Here is a 21651-nt window from a genome sequence, read left to right as displayed (position 1 = left end):
GGGTGGGGACGTCGACGGGTTCGAACCCGGGGAGCTGCTCGCGCGCGAGGCGCAGTTGGTGGCGCCGCTCGATGAGCCGGAAGTGCGCCTGCGTGTCCGCGCTGATGAAGCTGATGGCCATGCCCGGCTCGCCGGCGCGGCCCGTGCGGCCAATCCGGTGCACGTAGTCCACGGGCGAGCGCGGCAGGTCGTAGTTCACGACCGCGGGGAGCTGCACGATGTCGATGCCACGCGCGGCGACATCCGTGGCGACGAGGACCTGCACGCGCTTCGCCTTGAAGTCCGCGAGCGCGCGCGTGCGTGCTCCCTGGCTGAGCTCCCCGTGAAGCGGCGCCGCGGTGATGCCGGCGCGGTTGAGCTTCATCGCCACGTGCTCCGACCCATAGCGGCTGGCCACGAAGGTCAGGACGTGGGACCAGGCGTGCGTTTCCAGCAGGTGACGCAGCAGCATCGTCCGCCGGCCCGCGTCGACCTCGATGGCGCGCTGGACGACGAGGTCCGCGCCGGGCAGGGCTTCTGGCTGGATGTCGATGCGGGTGGGCTCGTGTAGCAGCTGCTCGGCGAGCTTCCCCACCGCGGGCGGAAAGGTGGCGGAGAACAGTAGATTCTGGCGGCGCTTGGGGAGCAGGGCGAGCAGGCGCGTGAGCTCGTCGGCGAAGCCCAGCGACAGGAGCTGGTCGGCCTCGTCGAGGACCAGGGTCTCCACGGTGGAGAGCCGGAGCGCGTTCTGGTCCACCAGGTCCAGCGCGCGGCCCGGCGTGGCCACGATGAGGTCCGCGCCTCCGCGCAGCGCCAGCATCTGGGGGTTGATGGAGACGCCGCCGACCGCGAGGCACGTCTTCAGGCGCCGGGGCAGATGGCGACCGAGTTGCTCGACGGCATCGGCGATTTGCGCGGCGAGCTCGCGGGTGGGAACGACGATGAGGGCGCGGGTCCGCCGGGGATTGCCGCCAGGGCTCTGGGCCAGGGCCTCCAGGAGCGGCAGTACGAAGGCGGCGGTCTTCCCCGAGCCCGTCGGTGCCGACGCCCACACGTCACCGCCGCGCAGCACCGCCGGGATGGCCGCGCGTTGCACAGGGGTCGGGTCGAGGCAGTCGAGGTCGCTCATCGCGCGGACGAGCGCGTCCGAGAGACCGAGGGTGGAGAAGGTCATGGCGGCGCACCCTATCCCACCGTGGGGAACGCACCCGTCCGAAAGGGCGTCAAAGGAGGCGAGGTGGCACAGCGGCAGCCGCCCTGGCTGGCGGTGCCGGCGTGCCTGGCCCGAGCGGAAAAGAGAGGGGCCGGTGTGAGATTCCGCCTCCTGGCGCGAACCATGGGGTGAAGGCGATGGACGCGTCACTCGCGCCCTCGCAACCTCTGGACCCTCGATGGCCGAACCTGACCGACATTCCCGCTTCCTCGCCCTCCTGGAGGCGCACCGGCGGATCCTCTACAAGGTCGCCCGCGTCTACGGCGGCCCCGGGGTGGAGCCAGACGACCTGGTCCAGGAGACCATCGCCCAGCTCTGGCAGTCGTTTCCCCGCTACGACGACCGGCTCCGGTTCTCGACCTGGATGTACCGGGTGGCGCTCAATGTGGCCATCTCCTTCCAGCGGAGGGAGGGCACCCGGAAGCGGCATCTCGCGCCCGAGAGCCAGGAGATGCTGGAGGTGGCTCGGGACGTGGAGGGGCCTCCGTCGGAGGACCTCGCGCTCCTCTACCAGTGCATCTCCCAGCTGGATGACCTGAGCAAGGCCCTGGCGATGCTGTACCTGGATGGCCACGGCCACGCGGACATCGCCGAGGTGCTCGGCATCAGCACCACCAATGTCTCGACTCGCATCGGCCGCCTGAAGGACCGGCTGCGCGCGGACATGCGCAGCCTCTCAACCGACACGACGAAGGAGACCTGACGATGGAACTCGATGACTTCCAGAAGTGCTGGCAGGCGGATGACGCGCGGTTGGACGAGGTGATTCGCCTCAACCGACGGCTGCTGCGCGCGACGGAGCTGGAGGGGACGCGGACCATGATGGGGCGGCTGCGATGGTCGCTGGGATTCGAGCTGGTGATGGGGCTGGTCAGCCTGGTCGCGCTGGGGGCCTTCATCGCGGCGAACGTGCGCGAGCCCCGGTTCGTCGTCCCCGCGCTCCTGCTTGATGGCGTGGCGCTCGTCCTCACGGCCGTCGCGGCCCGCCAGTGGCTGCGCGTGGGCGCGCTCGACTACGCCGCGCCCATCACCCAGCTCCAGGCCGGCGTGGAGTCGCTGAGGGCGTCCACGGTCCGCACGACACAGTGGGTGCTGTGGCTGTCGCCGCTCCTGTGGACGCCGCTGCTCATCGTCGGGCTGCGAGGACTTGCCGGGGTGGACGCCTATCGGGTGCTGGGGACAGGCTACCTGGCGGCGAACGTGCTCTTCGGAATGGTGTTCCTGGCCATCATGGTGGTGGGCAGTCGATGGCTCACGAAGCGGCACACGGGGGCCGCGTGGCTCCAGCGACTGGCCCATGCCGTCGCGGGGACGAACCTGAACGTGGCGCGCGAGCAACTCGCCCGTCTCGCGGCCTTCGAGGCGTCGCCGCGAAGCATCGAGAAGTAACCGGGTCTCCTGTGCGCACTGCCCAGAAGGGCGACAGGTCGCACGGGGAGCGCTCCTCCTTTTCCACAGGCGCCCGGGGAGTGGATTATCGTCCCGCGCGCACGGGTCGTCGGTCGACCCGGAATGGGGGTCGTCGTGGTGCGCAAGGTGCAGATCATCGCCGTGGTGGTCGTGGTCGTCGGGTTCGTCGGCGCGGGCCTCGCGTCCGTGCTCAACCAGGCGCTCGGCGTCGGCAGGCTGCACGTCTTGACGGTGGCAGGCAGCGCCGTGGAGCTCGCCGTGGACGGGAAGCCGACGCCGGAGCTGAGCAAGGACGATGACCACCTCGTCTTCGAGGTCAGTCGCGGCCCTCACAAGGTGAAGCTGACGGACCCCACGTCCGGCACCGTCATCCACTACTCCGTCGACGTCCCCTACGGCTTCGCGGAGCTCCTCCTGCCGACACGCGAGGACCAGTGCTTCCTCCGCTTCGACATGACGGAGGCCGCCTACGGTCGGAGGAGCGCTGATTCCGAGCAGGTGTTGCCGCGGGTGACGGACCGGTATCAGAACACCAACGAACCCATCAGCATCCCCAGCCACACGTACTACACCCACGGCGAGCTGCCCGAAACGGTCAGGTCCTCCGAGAAGGCCTTCCTGCTGCGCGACACGCCCTGTGCCTTCGCGGGTGAGGGCGCCAACGAGGGATTGCAGCGCCTGGCGCTGTCTGAACGGGCGGATGAGTTGTTCACGGACCCGGATGCGTTTCTCGTCAAAGACGAAGCGGAATAGCGGGACGGGCTGGAAGGTCTTCGAGTGGCGCTGGAGGTGCGCCGCGCGGGAGGGACGACCAGAAAACCGGGAGCCCTTCGTATGACAGGTACACCATGCGTACCTTCCCATCTCCTGCTGTGAGCGGAGTGCTGCCTCCGTTGTCCCGTGATGCGGTTCCCGGCCCACGCCAGTCTCCCGGGGCCGAGGGCATCCTCCGGCGGTATCTCCCTCTCCTCCTGAGCGGCTTCGCGCTCCTCCTGGGACTGGTCCCCGCCGAGGCGTGGGCTACGTGTTATCCGTCTGGAGCGACCCAGGAGTGCAGCAAGGGGACCTGCCAGGGCACCCGTACCTGTGACGACTACTGGGGGCCGTGCGAATACGACGGTTCGTCCACCACCGCCTGCTCCGTGTGTGGACGCTCGGGCACTCGTTTCTGCTCCGAAACCGGCAATGTCATCGGGACCTCCTGCACGGCCTATCGGGCCCAGGACGACATCTGCAACGGGTGTGACGACGACGGCGACGGACAGATTGACGAGGACTATGTCCCCACCATCCTCTGTGACGCCCAGCAGAACGGGTGCTTCGGCAAGCTCCACTGCGTGAGCGGACAGCTCGTCTGCAAGGTCCAGGTGGGGACCCAGTATCTCTCCTGCGCGGATGACTGCAGCGGCTACTCGGCGAAGCGGTGGTGCCGGGAGAATGGCACCGTGGGGCCCTGTACTCGTGACACGCCCACCACGGAGCTCTGCAACGGATGTGACGATGACCAGGACGGCGTCGTCAACAATGCCCCCGGCCAGGGTACGAACACCCTCACGCGTGAATGTGTGGGCCCCGGAGGAGCGTGCCCTGGTTCCACGGAGGCCTGTGCGACGGGCTCCTGGTCCGGCGTCTGCAATGCCCCTCCCGAGGCATGCAACGGCCTGGACGATGACTGTGATGGGACCATCGACGAGAGCAACATCTGCCGCAGTGACCTGGGCTCCTGCTCCTGCACGCCGACGAGCTGCGCGGCCCAGGGCAGGAACTGCGGCTCCATCCCGGATGGCTGCGGCGGGACGCTGAGCTGCGGTGCCTGCGGCGCCGGGCAGATCTGCAACAACAACGTGTGCGTGGGGGCGTGCGCGCCCAGGACGTGTGCTCAGCAGGCCGTGGACTGCGGCGTCATCACGGACACTTGCGGTGGGACGCTGGATTGCGGCCCCTGCGGGATGAGCCAGGGCGGGTAGCGGAACCCGCGTCGGAAGACGCGCGGATTCAGGCTGCCTTCAACGTGTTCCAGACCATTCAGGCCGTAGGTCCAATCCGGGTCCAAAGGACTCGCAAGGAAGTGGCAATGAAGCGCTTCACGTCGATGCTTGTGTTGAGCGTCTCCCTGCTCCACGGCGCGGGAGGTTGTGGGTCATCCCAGCAGAGCCCTGCCCCAGAATCCGAGCTGGGACAGTCGCGAGAGCGGGTGCTCAATGATGACCCGCTCGTCATTCCTCCCTTCTCCATGATGCACACGGAGACGAAGTCCACCGGCACCACGCCAGGGCAGGTGGACGCGAACTTCAACGTCACCTCGGACGGCGCGGCGTCCTATGGCTTCCCGCTCTGGGTGCCTCAGGGCCGCGCGGGCCTGGAGCCGAAGCTGTCGCTCGGCTACCACAGCCGCGCGGGCAATGGGCTGGTGGGCGTGGGCTGGGCGGTCAATGGCTTCTCGCAGGTCATGCGCTGCCGGAAGACCTTTGCCCAGGACGGGCTGACGGCCCCGGTGCGCTTCCTCCCGGAGGACGCCTTCTGTCTGGATGGCAAGCGACTGGTGGTTGTCGCCAGCAGCGGCTCGCTCATCGAGTACCGGACGGAGGTGGAGTCGTTCTCCAAGGTGCTCGCCCACATCGACGGCACGGGGGCTCCCGACTACTTCGAGGTGTACTCGAAGGACGGTCGCATCCTGTCCTACGGCAAGCACGCCACCACCTTCTCCCGTCTGGAGGGGCAGCGGATGAGCTTCACGACGGACCCGGCGACCGGGGTGGTGTCTCAGGGCCCCGACACCACCGTCCGGCTGAGCTGGGCGTTGTCCGAGGTCCGTGACCGCGCCGGCAATGATTTGCGCATCCGCTACGTGCTGGATGGCAACGCGAGCAGTGGCTACGAGCACGTGCCCGACCGCATCGACTACACGGGCCACGCGAGCGACACCACGGACAACCTCCGCCGTCGCAGCGTGCGCTTCGTCTATCCGGTGGCGGCCCGTCCGGACTCGGAGGTGCGCTTCGTGTCGGGCTTGAAGCTGCGCGCGTCCAAGCGACTGTCGCGCATCGAGATGTATGGACCTGGCCTGGCCTCGACGCCCACGACGCGCAATGACGTGCTGCTTCGCGCCTACGAGCTGAGCTACCGCGTCGCCCGCGTCACCCGCAGGAGCTTGCTTGATCGCGTGTTCGAATGTGACGGCCAGGGCATCTGCCGGGACCCGGTGGAGCTCAGCTACACGGAGGGCGTGGACTGCAGCGCCAGCCCGGACAACGACTGTGACGACCCCGTCGTCCAGTTGCGTGACTTCCAGGCCGTGACGGCCACGGAGCTCGTGGGTGGCAACTACGTCCCCATCCGCGACGTCAAGACGCTGGGGGCTCCGGACGCCACCCTGGGTGGGCAGATCATTCCGGGCGTCCAGGACTTCTGGACGCTCCACACGCTGGATATCAACGGCGACGGACGGGATGACCTGCTCTACCGCCGCAACGACCAGGCCCGCATCATCTCCGACCCCGTCTATGGCAACACGGTCAGCCTGGGTGACTCTGTCTGGTACTACCGTCTGGCCGCCAGCGCGGGCGTCTTCGGCCCCCCCATCAACGCCCAGCTCCCCCTGTCGAAGACGGGAAATGGCGACGACGACCTGCGCATCGTCGACATGAACGGCGACGGCGTGTCGGAGGTCGTCGCGCTCCAGCGCGCGGACGCCAGCGGGCAGAACGGCTACTACCAGTTGTATCGCTTCAACGGCTCGGCGTTCGAGGCGGCCAACATCCAGGCGGCGGAGACGTTCCAGTTCTGGTGGGAGGCCGCGACGTCCACGACCCCCGTCCGCGTCCCGGTGATGCAGGTCGCGGACATGAACGGTGACGGCCTGCCGGAGCTGTTCCGCTCCACCAAGTCCCCGCAGCCCTATGACTGGGGCTACCGGATGAACCAGGGCGGGTTCGCGCTGTCGGCGTATACGCAGGTGCCGCTGCGCTCGGGCGTGGACCACGCGGGCTACACCGTCGACGTGGACGGCGATGGCAGCACCGAGGTGCTGGTGCGCACCGCCGACACCCGCACGGACGACGACTTCTCCGCGCAGTACCTCGCGGTGGGCGTGGGGGCGGCGGCTGCATACCGGTACGCCGACGCCGGGCTGTCCGCGGTGCCGGTGGCGTCCTCGCCTTCGCTCAACTGGCGCTGGCACTACAACAGGACCTGGTTCGTGGACATCAACGGCGACGGCCTCGCGGATGCGGTGAGCAGCCGGAGGGACCGCGACACCGACTCGCACGGGACGCTCTACGGCGACCTGCTCATCTCCATCAACACGGGCAACGGCTTCATGCCGCCCGTGGCGCAGAACCTGGACGCGAGGCACGAGCTGAGCCCCTCGTGGATTCGCCCCAATCCTCGCGGCCTGGACCCCGGCGTGCGGGTGATGGACTTCGACCGCGATGGTCGGCAGGACCTGCTGGTGACGGACGCGGGGGACTACAGCGGCCGAACGGAGACCCGCGCGAAGGTGTGGGTGCTGCTGGGCCGGGATGACCACTTCGAGCCGCGGGAGCTGGACATCCCCGTGGGCCACTCGACGGGAGGCACCTCCGTCGCGAAGCCCTTCGGCTACGGGCAGCGCTTCTCCCAGGTCTTCGACGCGAACGGAGACGGCCTCGCCGACATCATCCAGGTGGAGGACGACCTCTCGGTCCCCGTGGCGCAGCAGAAGGCCTACGGCGTGCTCCGCGTGTACCTGCGCCAGGGCGAGCTGCCGGACGCGCTGACGGCCGTCCGGGTGGGCAAGCATGGCAAGGCCGTGACGGCGCGCTACCAGCACTTCCTGCAGCAGCCGGCCGCGTCGGGACAGCCGCGCATCCACACCCCCGGCACCTGCGTCTACCCGCAGCAGTGTCCGCGCAACATGTGGGTCGTCGTCGAATCGGGCGTCGACGACGGGACGCGCACCAGCAACTTCAACAAGTTCTTCTACGCCTATGAGGCCGCTCGCACGGACGTCCAGGGCCATGGCTGGCAGGGCTTCGGCAAGCGCACGCTCATCAACCGGCAGACGAACGCCACGACGGTGACCACCTATGACAACCAGTCGCGGACCAGCGGCCTGTACCTGCGCTCGTTCATTCCCGCGACGGAGGCGACGGCGCTGACGCTCGCCACGGGCGTCCGGCACGAGCACCAGCGCGGCCACCTCTACACGGTGGCGACCAGCGCGGGAGGCCGGCCCTTCCTCTACGCGAACCAGGTGACGGACGAGTATCGGGAAGGCACGGGGACGACGCTGCCCCTGACGCGCCGCAGCCGGCAGCTGCAAGCGCAGGACGCGCACGGCAACGCCACCACGACCGACCAGTTCGATGACGAGGTGCTGGCGGGGGCGCTCACCGGGCGCTCCTGGCACACCAAGACGGAGGTGCCCATCATCGACAACCTCGTGGCGAACTGGCTCATGGGCCTGCCTCGCCGGGTGGTGGTGACGAGCACCACCGCCGACCTGCGCACCCAGACGCGGGTGCTGACACACGAGTACGACAGCCGGGGCCTGCTGCAGCAGACCGTGATGGAACCGACGGGCGGCGCGGACGTGACGTTGACCACCCTGTACGGACGGGATGCCTTCGGACTGGTGGAGCAGGTGTCGCGCACCGGTTCGGGCACGACGCGTGTGGAGCGCACGCATTACGACGCGGTGGAGCACCTGCTTCCGGCCACCACCTTCAACGCCCAGGGGCACCGCAATCGCATGGCCTATCACCCCGGGCTTGGGATTCCGCTGGTCATCGAGGACTCCAACGGGTTGCTCACCCATCACCGCTACGACGGCTTCGGACGGCTTCGCAGCACCGTCGCGCCGTCGGGTGAGACGGAGCTCGTCAACTACGGCGCGGACTCCCTGGGCTGGCTGAAGGTCACCACGCAGGTGGTGGGCGGTCAGCAGACGGCCGTCACCGCCGACAACCTCGGCCGCGAGATTCGCCGTGACACGCGAGGCTTCGACAACCGCATCGTCACCGTGCTGAGCAGCTACGACGCGCTGGGCCGCAAGGTGAACGTGTCGAGGCCGTACTCCGGGGTGGCCCCGGTGCGCTACTCGGTGGCCACGTATGACCTGATGGACCGTCCGCTGAGCCTCACCGCGCCGGAAGGGGGCGCCGTCACCTATACGTACGACGGCCGCAAGACGACGCGCCTGGACGAGCGAAACAACAAGACGACCACGGAGTCCAACGCCATCGGTCAGCTCGTGGCCAGCAGTGCCTATGAGGCCACCGGACGGGAGCTGCGGACGACGTATGCCTTCGGCCCCTTCGGCGTGCTTCGCCAGGTGACCGACTCCGCGGGCAACTCGGTCGTGCTCGAGCACGACGTGCTGGGCCGCAGGACGCAGGTGACGGACCCCGACTCGGGCGTGAGCACCACCCTCTACAACGCCTTCGGCGACCCTCGTCTGGAGACGGATGGGAAGGGCGGACAGACGGTCTATGACGAGTACGACGCGCTGGGCCGCCAGAAGCGGGTAACGACGCCGGATGGCCAGTACGCCCTGGAGTGGGACACCTCGCTCAAGGGGGCGATTACCAGCTCCACCAGCCCGGACGGTGTCACCGTCGCGCACCTCTACAACATCAAGGGCCAACTGGAGCAGAGCACCTGGAACATCGAGGGCTCCGCCTACGCCGTCAACCGCACCTATGACGCGAACGGGCGGCTGGCCACGGTGCAGTACCCGCAGGCGGGCGCCCGGCGCCTCTCCGTGGTCCATTCCTATTCGGACTACGGCTTCCTGAAGGAGGTCCGTTCCCCCACCGAGCCCAAGGCGTACTGGACGGCGCAGGGGTACGACGACCTGGGGCAGCTCACGCAGGAGCAGTTGGGCAACGACGTGGTGACGCACCGCCGTCACGACCCCAGGGGCCGGCTGCGCTTCATCGACTCGAAGCGTGGCGCCACCGCGCTCCAGGGCCTGGCCTACGAGTGGGACCTGGAGGGCAACCTCCTCAACCGCAACGACGTGCTCTCCCGGACGACGGAGGACTTCGAGTACGACACCCTGGACCGGCTCAAGAAGTGGACCGTGTTCCAGAACTGCCGCCGGTCCGCCCTGGAGTACCACTACGACGACCTGGGCAACCTGCTGGAGCGCCGCGTGCTGGAAGGCACCGGGACGGCGACCACCAGCACGTATACCGGCCCGGGAGCGGGGCCCCACGCGGTGAAGCAGACGCAGGCGGGAGCCTACGGCTACGACGCGAACGGCAACCAGGTGAGCGCGCCGAGCCGGGCGGTGACCTACACCGCGTTCGACCTGCCCCGGCGCATCACTGGCACGGGCCGCGAGGTGAGCTTCAAGTACGACGGTGGCCAGGGGCGCGTGCTCAAGCGCAGCAGCCTGGGCGGTGTCACGACGTACGTGGGGGGCCTCTACGAGAAGCGTCAGCAGGGCGGCCAGACGCAGCACGTCTTCCATGTGTCGGGCGGCCCGCGCACCGTCGCGCAGGTCGTCTGGACGGACGGCGGCGCGGACCAGACGCTGTACCTGCTGGGCGACCACCTGGGCTCCACCGAGCGCGTGGTGGATGCCCTGGGCAACGTGCTCGACGGGGAGCGGATGAAGTTCGAGCCCTTTGGCGCCGGACGGATGCCGCACGCGCTGCCCGTGGCGGCGTCGGTGGGAACCAGCTCGGTGAAGAAGGGCTTCACGGGACACGAGGCCGATGACGAGTTCGGCCTGGTGAACATGGGCGGGCGTATCTACGACCCGGAGACGGCGCGCTTCCTCACGCCGGACCCCTTCGTCCAGTTCCCGCATGACGGTCAGTCCTACAACCGCTACGCCTACACGTTGAACAACCCGCTCCGGTGGACGGACCCGACGGGCTTCCAGGCGCAGGGGGATGACCTGCCGGATGGAGGCGAGACGATTGTCCGGGCGCCGCGATACCAGCCGCCGAACCTGGAGGCGGGCGCGGGCGCGGCGGAGTGGGGGGGGCCTCCGGCGGAGCTGTCTCGCTCCGCGGACCAGAACGGCACCAGCAGCCTGGAGGCACAGCACAAGGCCCTGGTCCGGCAGCAGCCCGGCAACCTGCCGCGCTACATGGCCCAGCACGGTCTGTCCCAGCCCACGCTGGGGACGTACTACGGCACCGAGCACGAATGGCAGATGGCGCGGTTCGAGCACTACCGGCGCATGACAGGCGAGGTGGTGAAGGTCGGCCTGGAGTTCGTGGCCGTGGACCTGCTGACGCGCGGCGTGGGTCGGGTGGCGAAGTTCGCCTTCCGGGCCGCCATCGTCGACGGAGCCATGGCGCTGCGGATGGCTGGCTCCAGCACGACCTCCTATGCCCGGGCCATCATGTTGGGCGGAGGCTGCTTCGTCGCGGGCACACCGGTGCTCGCGCTCGCGGGGCCGGTGCCCATCGAGGAGGTCCGAGAGGGAGACTGGGTCTGGGCATGGGACGAGGAGACGCAGGAGCCCGGCTGGCACCAGGTGTCACGCACCTTCGTCAAGCCGGACCGGGCCGTGCTGCTGCTGGAGCTCATCTCCGAGGACGCCGGGTCGCTGGAGGCGCTGGGCGTCACCGCCGAGCATCCCTTCTGGGTCCAGGGCCGGGGCTGGACCCAGGCGCAGATGCTGGCGCCGGGGGATGCGCTGCAGACGGTGGCGGGCAATCCCATCCGGGTCCACTCGCTCCAGTCGCTGCCGGGGCCGGAGACCGTCTACAACTTCGAGGTCGAGCACGCGCACACCTACTTCGTGGGCGAGCTGTCCACCTGGGTTCACAACATCTCGTCGATTGCCGCCAGCCGGGTGGCCCTCAACGAGCTGCCCGAGAGCGTCCTGTACCGCATCTCCAAGGGCGGTTTCGGCAGTCCCAGGAATCCGCGCCCGCCCACGCTCGCGGAGTTCAATCCCCGAATCTACGAGCTGTCCGCCGGGGAGCTGTCGGGGCGCATCGCCACGCGACTGCACCCGACGAATGACATCCAGCGCGGGGGCATCCTGAAGATGAGCAACGACGACCTGATCATGTTCCGGCTCGACGACCCCATCAGCGCCAGCGGGGCGAAGGGTGGATTGAGCCTGTCGGGTGGCCACCACCGGACGGAGGAAATCATCCGGCGCGTGCAGAGTGGTGAAATGGACCCTGGAACCATGGTCAAAGTCCTGCTTCATGACTGACCTCGCCTCACTGAAGAACGGCGCGGAGGCCGAGCTGCTGGGGGCCCGTGATTCGGGCCACCTGGACGACCTCCGCGCGCGGATCGCTGATTGGCCGCCCGCGCTCAGGGCGGCCTATGGCCCGGTTCTGGTCGCACTGGGAAGCCCGCCCCTGTCCGAGGAAGGTGGGGTGCGGGGCCTTCCCGGGGCGTCGGAGCGCCAGGGCGCGTGCAGGTTGGCGTTGCTGGCGATGTACGTGGACACGGGCACTCCGCGCTGGTCCAGCGGGATGCTCGACAAGGTCCTCGACGCGGTGCTCGCCGTTCCCGGGGGCACCTGCGATGACTTCCTGCTGGCGCTGTGGCGGATGTGTGACGTGCCCTCGTTTCCGCTCACCGTGGTGGGCGTCCGGTTCATCCGTGATGTCGTCCGCGCCCTGCTGACCCGACAGCGCCGAGGGATGCCCGTCGACCTGCGGTGGCTGACGCCGCTCGGAACGGGGCTGACGCCGGCGCGGGCGTGCTTCAGCTACCTGGTGCTCGCCCTGAAGCCGGAGTGGTTCACGGATGCGCTGGAGCAGTCCTTCCGGGGCGCGGTGAAGGACCCAGAGGTCCTGGAGGAAGTCTTCCCTCCGGGGCCCTGAATCCCTCGCGGCAGGGGCTCTTCCACGAAGGTGCGGGACCGTACGGCCGTGCACCCTCTCCGCGCTCTGTCCGAGGGGGCCGCCAGCGGCCCTCCCTGCCTCCCCGCGCCCGCTCGCCTGCCCGCAACGGGTGCTCGACTTCGCCCAGGCTCCCCGAGATGATGGCCGCTCGCCCTCATCGAGCACCATGGAATCCCCCAGAGCTGAAAGGCCTCGTCGGCGGTGGGCTCGAATCGTCGCGGGCGCGCTCCTGCTGCTCATCGTGCTCCCCGCGCTCGCGCTGCTCACGGCGTGGGTGGTGCTGCACAACCTCGACCGCCCCTGGGTGAAGCAGCGCCTCCTCCCCAGGGTGGAAGCGGCCACGGGGTTGCAACTGGACTACCAGACGGCCCACGTCGCCATCCTGTCGGGGCTGCGACTCGAAGGGTTGGTGGTGCGGACGCCGGCGCCGTTTCAAGGCCTGGCGCCTGAGCTGCTGCGCGTCGGCACGCTGGAGGCGCGGTGGTCGCCGGGCTCGCTCCTCGGTGGGAAGACCCTGGTGGAGCGGGTGGCCCTGCGGGACGTGGCCGTCGTCCTGGTGGCTGACGACGCGGGCCCTACGTCCCTCACGCTCTTGACGCAGCCCGAGGCCACCCCGGAGCCACTGCCCGCTGAAGCGCCCCTCGGAACCTCCCAGCAGCTCGCTTCCTTCCTGGCTTCGGCGCCTCCCGTCGCGAAGGTCGAGGTATCGGGCGTGTCGGTGACCTACGTCCGCGTCCGGAGCGGCGAGGTCGTGGACCGCTGGTCCTTGCGCGGGCTCGCGGCCGTGCTCGACCTGAAGGAGCAGGACGGCAGATGGAAGGTCTTCGCGAAGCTGGGCGAGGCCGGTGCTCCGCTGCCCCTGGAGGTGAGCCGTGAAGGCCCCGCCGCTCCCACGGGGGTGGCCGCGCTGGAGCTGGCCCTGTCGGTGGAGGCAGGGGCCGAGGCCGCTCGCGCGCAGGTGGACCTGGAGGTCACGCGGCAGACCTTCGATTCGCGGTTCACCGTGCGCACCCTGCTGCACGGCGCGGTGTCGGCGCGGTTCGATGCCGAGAAGCGGCGCAGCATCATCGAGTTGGAGCGCACGCGACTGACCGACAGCGCGCAGGTGGAAGTCCTGGCGGTGCTGCCGGATGCGGCGGACGTGCCCGTGGTCGTGACGCGGGCCCTGGCGGATGTGGACCTCGGACGGTTGTCGCAGGCGGTTCCCTCCGAGTGGCGACCCGCCACCCTCGAACGCGGCAAGGCGCACCTGGATGCGCGGGACGTCACGCTGGGCGCGATGCCGACCCTGGGCACCCAGGGCAAGCTCGGGCTCGATGTCGACGTCACCTCGCTCCGGATGGCCCAGGACGCGCTTCACGTGGCGCTCGGAGATGGACGCGTCTCCCTGGTCGCGACGCCCGATTCGAAGCAGGGGCTGTCCGCTCAACTGACCTTCGCGCTGCGGGGGCTGGCGGTCGACGGGCCCACCACGTTGCGAGTCCCGAAGGCCCACGGCGAGCTGAAGGGACACCAACTGCGGCCGGAGCCCTCGTCTCCGCTCATGGTCGCGGGGGACGCGACGCTGTCCGCCACGGTGGATGCGCTGGACGTCCGTTCCTCGGGTGTCCAAGCGAAGGCCGAACGGATGGGCTTCCAGCTCCGAGCCCCGTTGGCCAAAGAGCCGCCCTTCGCGTTGAGCGCGGACCTGCCCGTGGGCGCGCTCCAGGTCGTCATGGCGGATGGCCGCGAGGTGCTGAACGGCCCCGTGCACCTGAAGCTGGACGCGTCGGAGGTGTTCCCGCTGCCCGACGAGCCGGGGCGCAGCCGGGTCCGTGCCCGCGTGACGCTCGATGTCGGCGCGGTGCACGCGTCCCTGGATGCCACCAAGGGAACGGACGACGTGGCGTACACCCTGGCCCTCAAGACGCCGGACCTCGTCATCGCGCGGCCCTTCATCCCCAACGAAGTCGCCGCGCGTCTGGGCTGGAAGGAGCTGGGCGTGGACCTGACGTCCAAGGGCACGGTGACGGCGCTCTTTTCTCCCTCGCCTCGCCTGGACCACCGGACGGAGCTGCGCGTGCAGCGGCCGGTCTGGGACGACGTGACGGCCAGCAACATCGCCCTCGTGCTCAACTCGCGGGGAGATGCGTGGCGACACAAGGGCGAACTGGACGCGCGGGTCGAAGGGCTGCGCGCCGGTGAGCTCGAGGTGGGGACCCAGCACCAGTTCATGACCCTGGACCTGGACCGCCGGAAGCCGGCGCTCCGGTTGGTCGTCACCAGCAAGGAAGGGCTCAAGGGCGGGGCGGATGTCGCGCTGTCCTTCGACCGGAAGGCCCGTGCGCTTCGCGGCGATGTGACGGCGGACCTTCCGCCCCTGGGTCCCCTGTCAAAGCTCCTGGCCCGGTTCCATGTGCCCGCGGCGGTGGATGCCTCGAAGTTCGCGCTGAAGCTCGACGTGCACGGCACCCTGTTCGGCGTCTTCAAGGACATCACCTCCGAGGGAGAGGTGCGGCTGATGCCTCCTCCGCTGCGGGGCGTGGGCTTCGAGGGGAAGGCCGTGGTGGACGCGCTCGGCATCCGCTGGCGAGAGGATGCCCTCTCCATCAACCTTCCCGCGGCGCGCTGGGTCGTCGAGTCGCGCATCGATGGACCTCGCCGGAGCGTCCACGGCGACCTGACCGCGGAGAAGCTCACGGTCGGCCTGCGGGACCGTCGGTTCACCTTCGCGGACCTGTCCCACGACGCCACCTTCACCTTCTCCGACCAGTGGGAGGCGGACGAAATCGAGGTGAAGCAGAACCTGAAGGCGCGCACGCTCGAGCAGAAGCCGGCGCTGCCCTATCCGGTGCAGGACCTGACGTTGTCGTTCACCGCGCGCCGCAAGGCCTCGGGCGTCATCCATGTCCCCGACCTGTTCCTGTCCAATGGTGGGACGAGCACCGAGCTCAAGGTGAGAGGCAGGCTGGACCTCAGCGAGGAGCGCCGACGCCTGGCGCTGCGGGGACAACTGTCGCAGGACCTGTCCAAGCTCGCGCAGCCCGGTCGCCTGGAGAGCAGCGGCAAGGTCGCGGTCGAGTTCCGGGTGGCGTCTCCCGACCTCGTGGCCTTCCGGACCTTCTCCAGCCTGCTGTTCCAGAATGTGAATGTCCGATTGCCCGAGCAGGGAATCGCCGTCGAGGCGCTCGACGGCAACGTCCCGCTCACGGAGAACTTCCAGCTCACCGAGGGCCAGGTGCGGCTCCTGGACGACATCGACGTGAACCCGTACCCGATGCTGCGGTTCGCCGACCAGCACCCCTTGCTGTCGCGCAGCGGGTTCGTGTCGGTGGCCAGCATCACCACGCCGCAGGTCTCCATCTCACCGCTGGCGGGCAACCTGGCCATCAACCAGCACGTGGTCTCCATGACCCAATTGGAGATGGGCGTGCGCGGCGGGCGCATCACCGGACAGTGGCTCCTGGACTGGCAGGGAAAGCAGTCGACGCTGGAGGCGCGCGTGCGGGCCACCGGCGTGAAGTCCTCGCACGGCGAGCCCTTCGACGGAAATGCCGCCATGGTCATCTCCGCCAAGGACCGCAGCATCAACGGCCGCGCGGAAATCCTGCGCATCGGCAATCGGCACCTGCTCGACCTGCTCGACCTGGAGGACCCTCGCCACGTGGACCCCGCCACCAACCGGGTCCGCTATGCCTTGAGCCTGGGCTATCCGGAGCACGTGCGAGTGAGCTTCAACCACGGCTTTGGCAGCCTGAGCATCACCATGGGCGGTCTGGCCAAGCTGCTCAGCATCAACGACATCCGGGGCATTCCCATGGGGCCCATCGTCGATCAGCTCATCAAATCCGTTCCCTCCCTGGAGGCCACGCCATGAAACACCGCGGGTTGCTGCTGGTGGCCGCGCTGGCCGCTCCCGGGTGCATCAGCGCCCCGGAAATCGTCATGGTGGACCGCGCGACGGCGCTCGAGGAGCAGGCCTCGGGCTCGTTCAAGGACGTGGAGCAGCGGCTCGCGCGCGCGGGCATGAGTCCGACGCCGGTGCCGCTCACGCCCAACCAACTGGAGGAGCTGGGCATCCAGCCCACGCCCCTGGTGGAGAACCTGGGCAGGACACAGGCGGACCGCGTGGACGAGCTGCTGCGGCGCCACTGCGTGGGCGAGGGGAAGGACGGGCTCCTCGTCGACACCCGTCGTCGCTGTCAGGCGGGGCGTCTGACGTCCGACGACGTCGCGCTGATGGAGCGGGTGAACCGGTCCCGGCTCCAGCTCTGGAAGTGGATGCGGACCGTGCGCCCGGCGGTGACAGAAGAGGCGCTGCGCCAGAGCTGGCATCAGATGCACGCGGAGGGCGTGGTCTGTGGTGGCTGGGTGGAGGCCGCTGACGGTACCTGGGGAGAGAAGAAGTGCTGACGCCCCAGGGGCGGTGCTTGCTGGTGCTGGCCCTGCTCGTCGCGAGCGGCGCGAGCGCGCAGGATGACGAGAACGACGGCGGTGTGCGCATGCCGACACGGCTCACCGTGGGCGTGGGTGACCAGTTCCTCGGGCAGTTGGGGCCCGATGAGAACACGTTGATCTTCGCGTCCAACCGCAACATCGCGACCGAGCTCTACACGCAAGACCTGGAGAAGGGCCGCGAGCGCCGCCTCTTCGACGAAGGCGCCGAGGTGACGTGGCCGCGCGTCAGCCCCGACGGGAAACAGCTGCTCTACATCTCGTTCCGGAATCAGGCCGGCGGCCAGTTGTGTGTGCGGGATTTGCCCGGAACGGAGGAGCGCCGCTGCCTCGACGAGGAGGCCAACGCGCTGCAGGCGGAGTGGATTGATTCGTCACACATCGCGCTGGTGAGCCGCGCCACCATCCAGGGAGACCTGCGGTTGTCGCGGGTGGAGCTGGGGCGTGAGTGGAGCGTGAAGACGCTGCTCGAGCGCAACCTGACCAGCCCCACGCTCACGCCCGATGGGCGCTGGTTGGTGTACGTCCCCGTCGAGCGCTCCGTGACGCAGGTGGGCCCTGGCTTCGCCGCGCGCGCCGCCACCCACCTGGAGGCGCTGCGGTTGGACGTCCCAGGCGCGACTCCCATCGCGATGGACCTGGACCTGCCGGGGCAGACCGGGCAGCCGGTGTTCTCGCGCGATGGGCGCTTCCTGTACGTGGTGCAGTTCTTCACCGACTCCACCGGGGACGGGATGATTGATGCCAGCGACACCGGGGTGCTGTTCCGGGTGCCGTTCGAGGTGGAGCGCGACGACGCGCCCGCGCTGGCCGCCGCCGCCAGTCCGACCCAGCTCACCAGCGCGTCCTGGAACTGCCAGTACCCCGCGCCCGCGTCCGCGTCCCTCATCGCGACCTGTTCACGCGCGCAGTCGCTGGATGTGTATCAACTGCCACTGGATGGGCAGGTCCCCAGCACGTGGGAGGTGCCTCAGCTCAACGAGGAGCTGAAGATGGTCGGCAGGCGCGCCGACCAGCTCCTGCTCTACCGCCACCGCCTGTTGCTCGAGGCTCGGCCCAAGGTGCGCCGTTTGTTGATGATGCGCTTGAGCCGGCTCCATCTGGACTCCGAGGACTTTGGCGCGGCGGAGTTCTACGCCGACCAGATGCGGCGGGTGAGTGACCCCGCCACCACGGGCCTGGAGGAGCCGCTGCGAATCCTCATCGACCACCGGCGCGCGCTGAAGGAGCGCGAGCGCGGTCGCATGGTGGAGGAGCTGAGCGACGCGGAACGCAAACGCATGGCCGCGCTGGCGCCCGCCGTCGCGCCCAGTCCGCCCACCGAGGTCCTCCAGCACGTCGTGCGCAGTGAGCTGGCGGAGTCCGCGGGGGACTTCTCGCTGGCACGTCAGGAGCTGGAGTCGGCCCAGGCGCGGATTGTCGACACCACGCCCCGCGGGGTGCTGGAGGCCTGGTACTCCCAGGCGGACGCGCTGTACCGCAAGCTCGATGACCGGGAGGCCCTGGTCGAAGCGGGACGCCGGCTCTCCATGCACAAGGTCTTCCCGGCGGATGACCAGCTGGACTTCGCGCGCGCCGCCGTCAGCGCCCTGTACCGGGGGCGCCCCTATGCGGAGGCGGATGCCGCCATGGCCCAGGCCCTGGACTCCGCCCCGGCTGGCTCCGCCTACGCGTTCGCCCTGGAGCTGGGGCGACACGTCAACGCGGTGCACGACGAGCGGCCTCCTCGCCCCGTGAGGGATGCGTTGATGGCGTTCTACCGTCAGCAGCAGGACCCCTTGCGCCGACGCGCGGTGGTGCAGGACGCGGTCGAGCGTGCGTCGGGGCTCGGCGCGGACGGCGTGCTGGAGGCCCTGGCGACGGTGTACGTCGACGACGCCCCTCCCGGCACCGAGGAGCGTCGCCGGGCCGAGCGGCTGTTCCGCCGCGCGCTGATGGGCCGCGCCTATCGCCGGTTGGCGAGGCAGCGAAAGGACGAGGCCCGCGCCGACTTCGACCTCGTGACGAAGCGGACGGGCTTTCTGGAGAGCGCAGTCGAATCGGTGAGCTTGCGCCTGCGCGCCGACGTCAGCCCCGAGGTCGTGGAGAAGGAGGTCACCACCACGTCCCCAAGCATGGCCAGGCCGCTCACGCACTTCGTGAAGGCCTACGTCATGGCGCGCCAGCTCCCCAAGCTGGATGACAAGGCCCATTCCCTGGCGGTGAAGGCGGCCGTGCAGGAGCTGCGCCTGGCGTGGCCGGAGCTCAAGAACCAGCGCGCGGTGCAGGCCCTCCTGGGCGCCATTCACCACGAGGACTTCCTGCGCAGCCGCGCCCCCGCCGCCGCCGAGCGAGCCAACCGGCACTACATGGTCGCCCTGGACCTGATGCGCAACAACGTCCGCTACAAGGCGATGATTCTCGGGGCGTTGGGGATGCTGCACACCCAGGTGGGCAACTACCACATCGCCCTGGGCTACCTCGACCAGCGGGACAAGCTGCCCTACGTGGACAACTGGGCGGGGCTGGCCGTCTCCCTGGCGCGGGCGCGAGTGCTCCTGCATGTCGGGCGTGACGAGGAGGCCGCGAAGGCGGCGGACCAGGCCCTGGCCATGGTGGATGCCACCCCGAGGCTTGCCCGGTTCACCCCGCTCGCGGTGGACCGCGCGGCGCTCTACAACCTCGCTGCTGGCAAGTTCGAGCGTGCGTTGGCGCTCTATGACCGAGAGCTGCCCATCGTTGAAGCGAGCGCTCGTGACGAGGAAGGGCTGCGCAACCGGCTGGTGGTGAGGCTGGCCCGCTGCGCCTCGTCGCTGGGGATGGGCCAGCCCGAGCGGACGTTGGCGGACCTGGACCAGGTGGAGCGCGACCTGTCAGCTCCGGAGGTGAGGGCCTCGCTGAAGTGGGCACGCTCCACGCCGGAGCACGTGCTGCGCACCTATCGCATCATCGTCGCGGGCCTGCGTGCGAACGCGGAGACGCGGCTCGGGCGACTGGATGCCGCCGCCCGTTCGCTCGAACAGCGGCGAGAGCTGTTCCTGGAGCAGTTCGACCAGTTGGATCGGGATGAGGACGTCCGCGCGGTGACGCTGGCGGAGATGCGGCTGGCCGAGAATGCCGTGGACCGACAGGACCCGGCGCTGGCGGCCCGGTGGCTGGGCAAGGCGCTGGAGCACGCGGATGCGCTGGTGGCGCGCACCCATGCACCCGTCGATGCGGGTCAACTGGACGTGCTCTGGTTCGCGGCGCAGTTGCAGGCGAATGGGAGCACACGGATGCCCTTCGATGTGCCCGAGCGCCTGGGCAAGGCGCGGCGCTCCCTCATCGACCAGCGCGACCCGTCCTGGCGCGCGTATCTGGCGTGGTTCGAAATCTACATGGCGCTCAACGCCCACCCGCCCACGGAGGTCCGCGACGCACAGGTGGTGCCCGCCCAGCCGTAATCGGCGCCCCCATGCGAGACTGAAGGCATGACTCGTCATGGCACCTCTCCGGCACCGCCATCCGACAGTGAATGGAGCGAGCTCGAGCAGTCACTCGTGACGTCCTGGCGCCTGGAGACCCTGGCCGTCCATGCCGACCTCCTCCAGCAACGGGGAGACCCCCGTGGCGAGCTGATGGCCCTGGACCTGAACCCCACGCCCGAGGACCGGGGCTGGCGGCACCGACGACAGGCGCTGCTCGCGGAATGGCTGGGCGAGCCGCTCGCGGCCCGCGCGGGACACCTCGTCCAGCATGGCTTCATCCACGCGCTTCGCGATGACCGCTTCCATCCTCCGGGCCTGCTCGACAGTCCGCTGGGGGCGTTCGTGCGGCGCTACACGGTGCGCGGTGATGAACAGGCGCTGGCGCGACTGGCGAGCCGTCCACGGCCCTGGCTGGTTCAGCTCACCTTCATCCCCAGCGGCCCCGGTGTGCAGGTCAGCGACACGGTGCGGGACGCACTCATCGCCGCGACGCCCCATCTCCAGGAGCTTCACCTGCTGGGGGCACGTCCTGTGTTCGACGCCTTTCCCCATCCCTCCGTGCGCCGCGTGTCCGTGGGACAGGAGAACCTCCCCGCCCGACGAAACACCCTCGCCGTTCCGGAAGGGGTCGAAGTGCGTGGCTGTCCTCACGCGGAAGGTCGTCGCGGCCCCTGGGTGGAGGACGCGGAGGTGGAGCTCGCACTCGACGCGGTCCACGAGCAACCTGACTGCGGCCGGCTCCAGGAGTCCTATGACGGGCTCTTCACCGAGGTCGAGTCTGTGTCCGCGCTGCTTGCGCGCCTGCGCTCCGCTGGACTCGTCACGATGGACGGCCCTCTTGTCCGGCTGACGACGGCGGGGCGTGTCCAGCGCAACCTGGAGCCCCTCCGTTCTCCTCGGCTCCCCGCCGCGCAGCTCGACTTCGGCCGTTGGTTTCTCTGGGCCGAGGCGCGTCGGCGGACAGGGGAACATGACCAGGTGCTTATCGGCAGCCTGCGCAGCCATATCCCCTGGCTCGAACAGTGTCTCTCGCGCGTCCCTCTCGACAAGCGCGTCCAGGACACGCTGGTGAGCTATCGCCGCTTCCTCAGCGACACGCTGGTTCCAGCCGATGAGCACGAGGTCCGCGCGTTCGACTCACCTGATGCTCTCGCCGAGGCCGTGGAGACGCTGTTGGAGCTGGAGGACCTGGACCTGGGGTTCATCCACCAGGAGGACCCCTTCGCCGAGGAGGCGCTCCTTCCACTGGAAGCCGCGCTCGACTCCACGCGGGCTCCTCGCCAGGCTCTCTTCCACCTCGTGTGGGGCTCTTGAGGCGGACGTGACGGCGGGTTGGAGGAGCGCCTGGCGCTTTCAT

Annotated in this window: 11 protein-coding genes; 10 read left to right on the top strand and 1 reads right to left on the bottom strand. The window is 69.2% G+C overall.

What is annotated here, in order from left to right:
- Positions 1-1153, bottom strand: a 1153-nt coding sequence (locus HR086_RS13080; protein WP_174465780.1) for a DEAD/DEAH box helicase, incomplete at its 3' end; no start/stop codon positions are given.
- A gap of 217 nt (positions 1154-1370) precedes the next feature.
- Between HR086_RS13080 and HR086_RS13075 the strand changes: the two genes are divergently transcribed.
- The 10 genes from HR086_RS13075 (at position 1371) to HR086_RS13030 (ending at position 21608) form a co-directional block, all read left to right on the top strand.
- Positions 1371-1895, top strand: coding sequence for an RNA polymerase sigma factor (locus HR086_RS13075; RefSeq protein WP_174458034.1), 525 nt, complete (start codon positions 1371-1373; stop codon positions 1893-1895).
- Between the two features lie 2 nt (positions 1896-1897).
- Positions 1898-2581, top strand: coding sequence for a hypothetical protein (locus HR086_RS13070; RefSeq protein ID WP_254626311.1), 684 nt, complete (start codon positions 1898-1900; stop codon positions 2579-2581).
- Between the two features lie 123 nt (positions 2582-2704).
- Entirely contained in the window at positions 2705-3355 is a 651-nt protein-coding gene (locus tag HR086_RS13065; protein ID WP_174465779.1) for a hypothetical protein, read from the top strand.
- A 140-nt stretch (positions 3356-3495) separates the two neighbouring features.
- On the top strand, positions 3496-4569 hold the full coding sequence (locus HR086_RS13060; RefSeq protein WP_174463367.1) for a hypothetical protein: 1074 nt from the start codon (positions 3496-3498) through the stop codon (positions 4567-4569).
- Positions 4570-4676: 107 nt separating this feature from the next.
- Positions 4677-11771 carry a polymorphic toxin-type HINT domain-containing protein gene (locus HR086_RS13055; RefSeq protein ID WP_174465778.1) on the top strand — a complete coding sequence of 2365 codons (7095 nt, stop codon included), beginning with the start codon at positions 4677-4679 and terminating at the stop codon, positions 11769-11771.
- Positions 11764-12393, top strand: coding sequence for a hypothetical protein (locus HR086_RS13050; RefSeq protein WP_174463365.1), 630 nt, complete (start codon positions 11764-11766; stop codon positions 12391-12393). Before HR086_RS13055 ends, HR086_RS13050 begins: the two co-directional genes overlap by 8 nt.
- A gap of 187 nt (positions 12394-12580) precedes the next feature.
- Positions 12581-16270 carry a hypothetical protein gene (locus HR086_RS13045; RefSeq protein WP_174465777.1) on the top strand — a complete coding sequence of 1230 codons (3690 nt, stop codon included), beginning with the start codon at positions 12581-12583 and terminating at the stop codon, positions 16268-16270.
- Complete coding sequence (locus HR086_RS13040) at positions 16267-16806, top strand: DUF1318 domain-containing protein (protein WP_141641522.1); 540 nt, start codon at positions 16267-16269, stop codon at positions 16804-16806. The genes HR086_RS13045 and HR086_RS13040 overlap by 4 nt, the downstream gene beginning before the upstream one ends.
- Positions 16800-20270 (top strand): PD40 domain-containing protein, encoded by a 3471-nt coding sequence (locus HR086_RS13035; RefSeq protein WP_174465776.1) that lies wholly within the window; start codon positions 16800-16802, stop codon positions 20268-20270. Before HR086_RS13040 ends, HR086_RS13035 begins: the two co-directional genes overlap by 7 nt.
- A gap of 96 nt (positions 20271-20366) precedes the next feature.
- On the top strand, positions 20367-21608 hold the full coding sequence (locus HR086_RS13030) for a hypothetical protein (RefSeq protein ID WP_174458027.1): 1242 nt from the start codon (positions 20367-20369) through the stop codon (positions 21606-21608).
- The last annotated feature ends 43 nt before the right edge of the window (positions 21609-21651 follow it).

It is taken from the genome of Myxococcus sp. CA039A (genome assembly GCF_013336645.1).
GTDB classification, from domain to species: Bacteria; Myxococcota; Myxococcia; order Myxococcales; family Myxococcaceae; genus Myxococcus; species Myxococcus llanfairpwllgwyngyllgogerychwyrndrobwllllantysiliogogogochensis.
The sequence above is the reverse complement of the archived record's forward strand: the minus strand, read 5'-3'. Positions and strand labels throughout refer to the sequence as shown.

Bases quoted from the DNA above. Each gene is read 5' to 3' on its own strand.
- HR086_RS13055 (WP_174465778.1), top strand. From the start codon at position 4,677: ATGAAGCGCTTCACGTCGATGCTTGTGTTGAGCGTCTCCCTGCTCCAC.
- HR086_RS13070 (WP_254626311.1), top strand. From the start codon at position 1,898: ATGGAACTCGATGACTTCCAGAAGTGCTGGCAGGCGGATGACGCGCGG.
- HR086_RS13065 (WP_174465779.1), top strand. From the start codon at position 2,705: ATGGGGGTCGTCGTGGTGCGCAAGGTGCAGATCATCGCCGTGGTGGTC.
- HR086_RS13045 (WP_174465777.1), top strand. From the start codon at position 12,581: ATGGAATCCCCCAGAGCTGAAAGGCCTCGTCGGCGGTGGGCTCGAATC.
- HR086_RS13075 (WP_174458034.1), top strand. From the start codon at position 1,371: ATGGCCGAACCTGACCGACATTCCCGCTTCCTCGCCCTCCTGGAGGCG.
- HR086_RS13050 (WP_174463365.1), top strand. From the start codon at position 11,764: ATGACTGACCTCGCCTCACTGAAGAACGGCGCGGAGGCCGAGCTGCTG.
- HR086_RS13040 (WP_141641522.1), top strand. From the start codon at position 16,267: ATGAAACACCGCGGGTTGCTGCTGGTGGCCGCGCTGGCCGCTCCCGGG.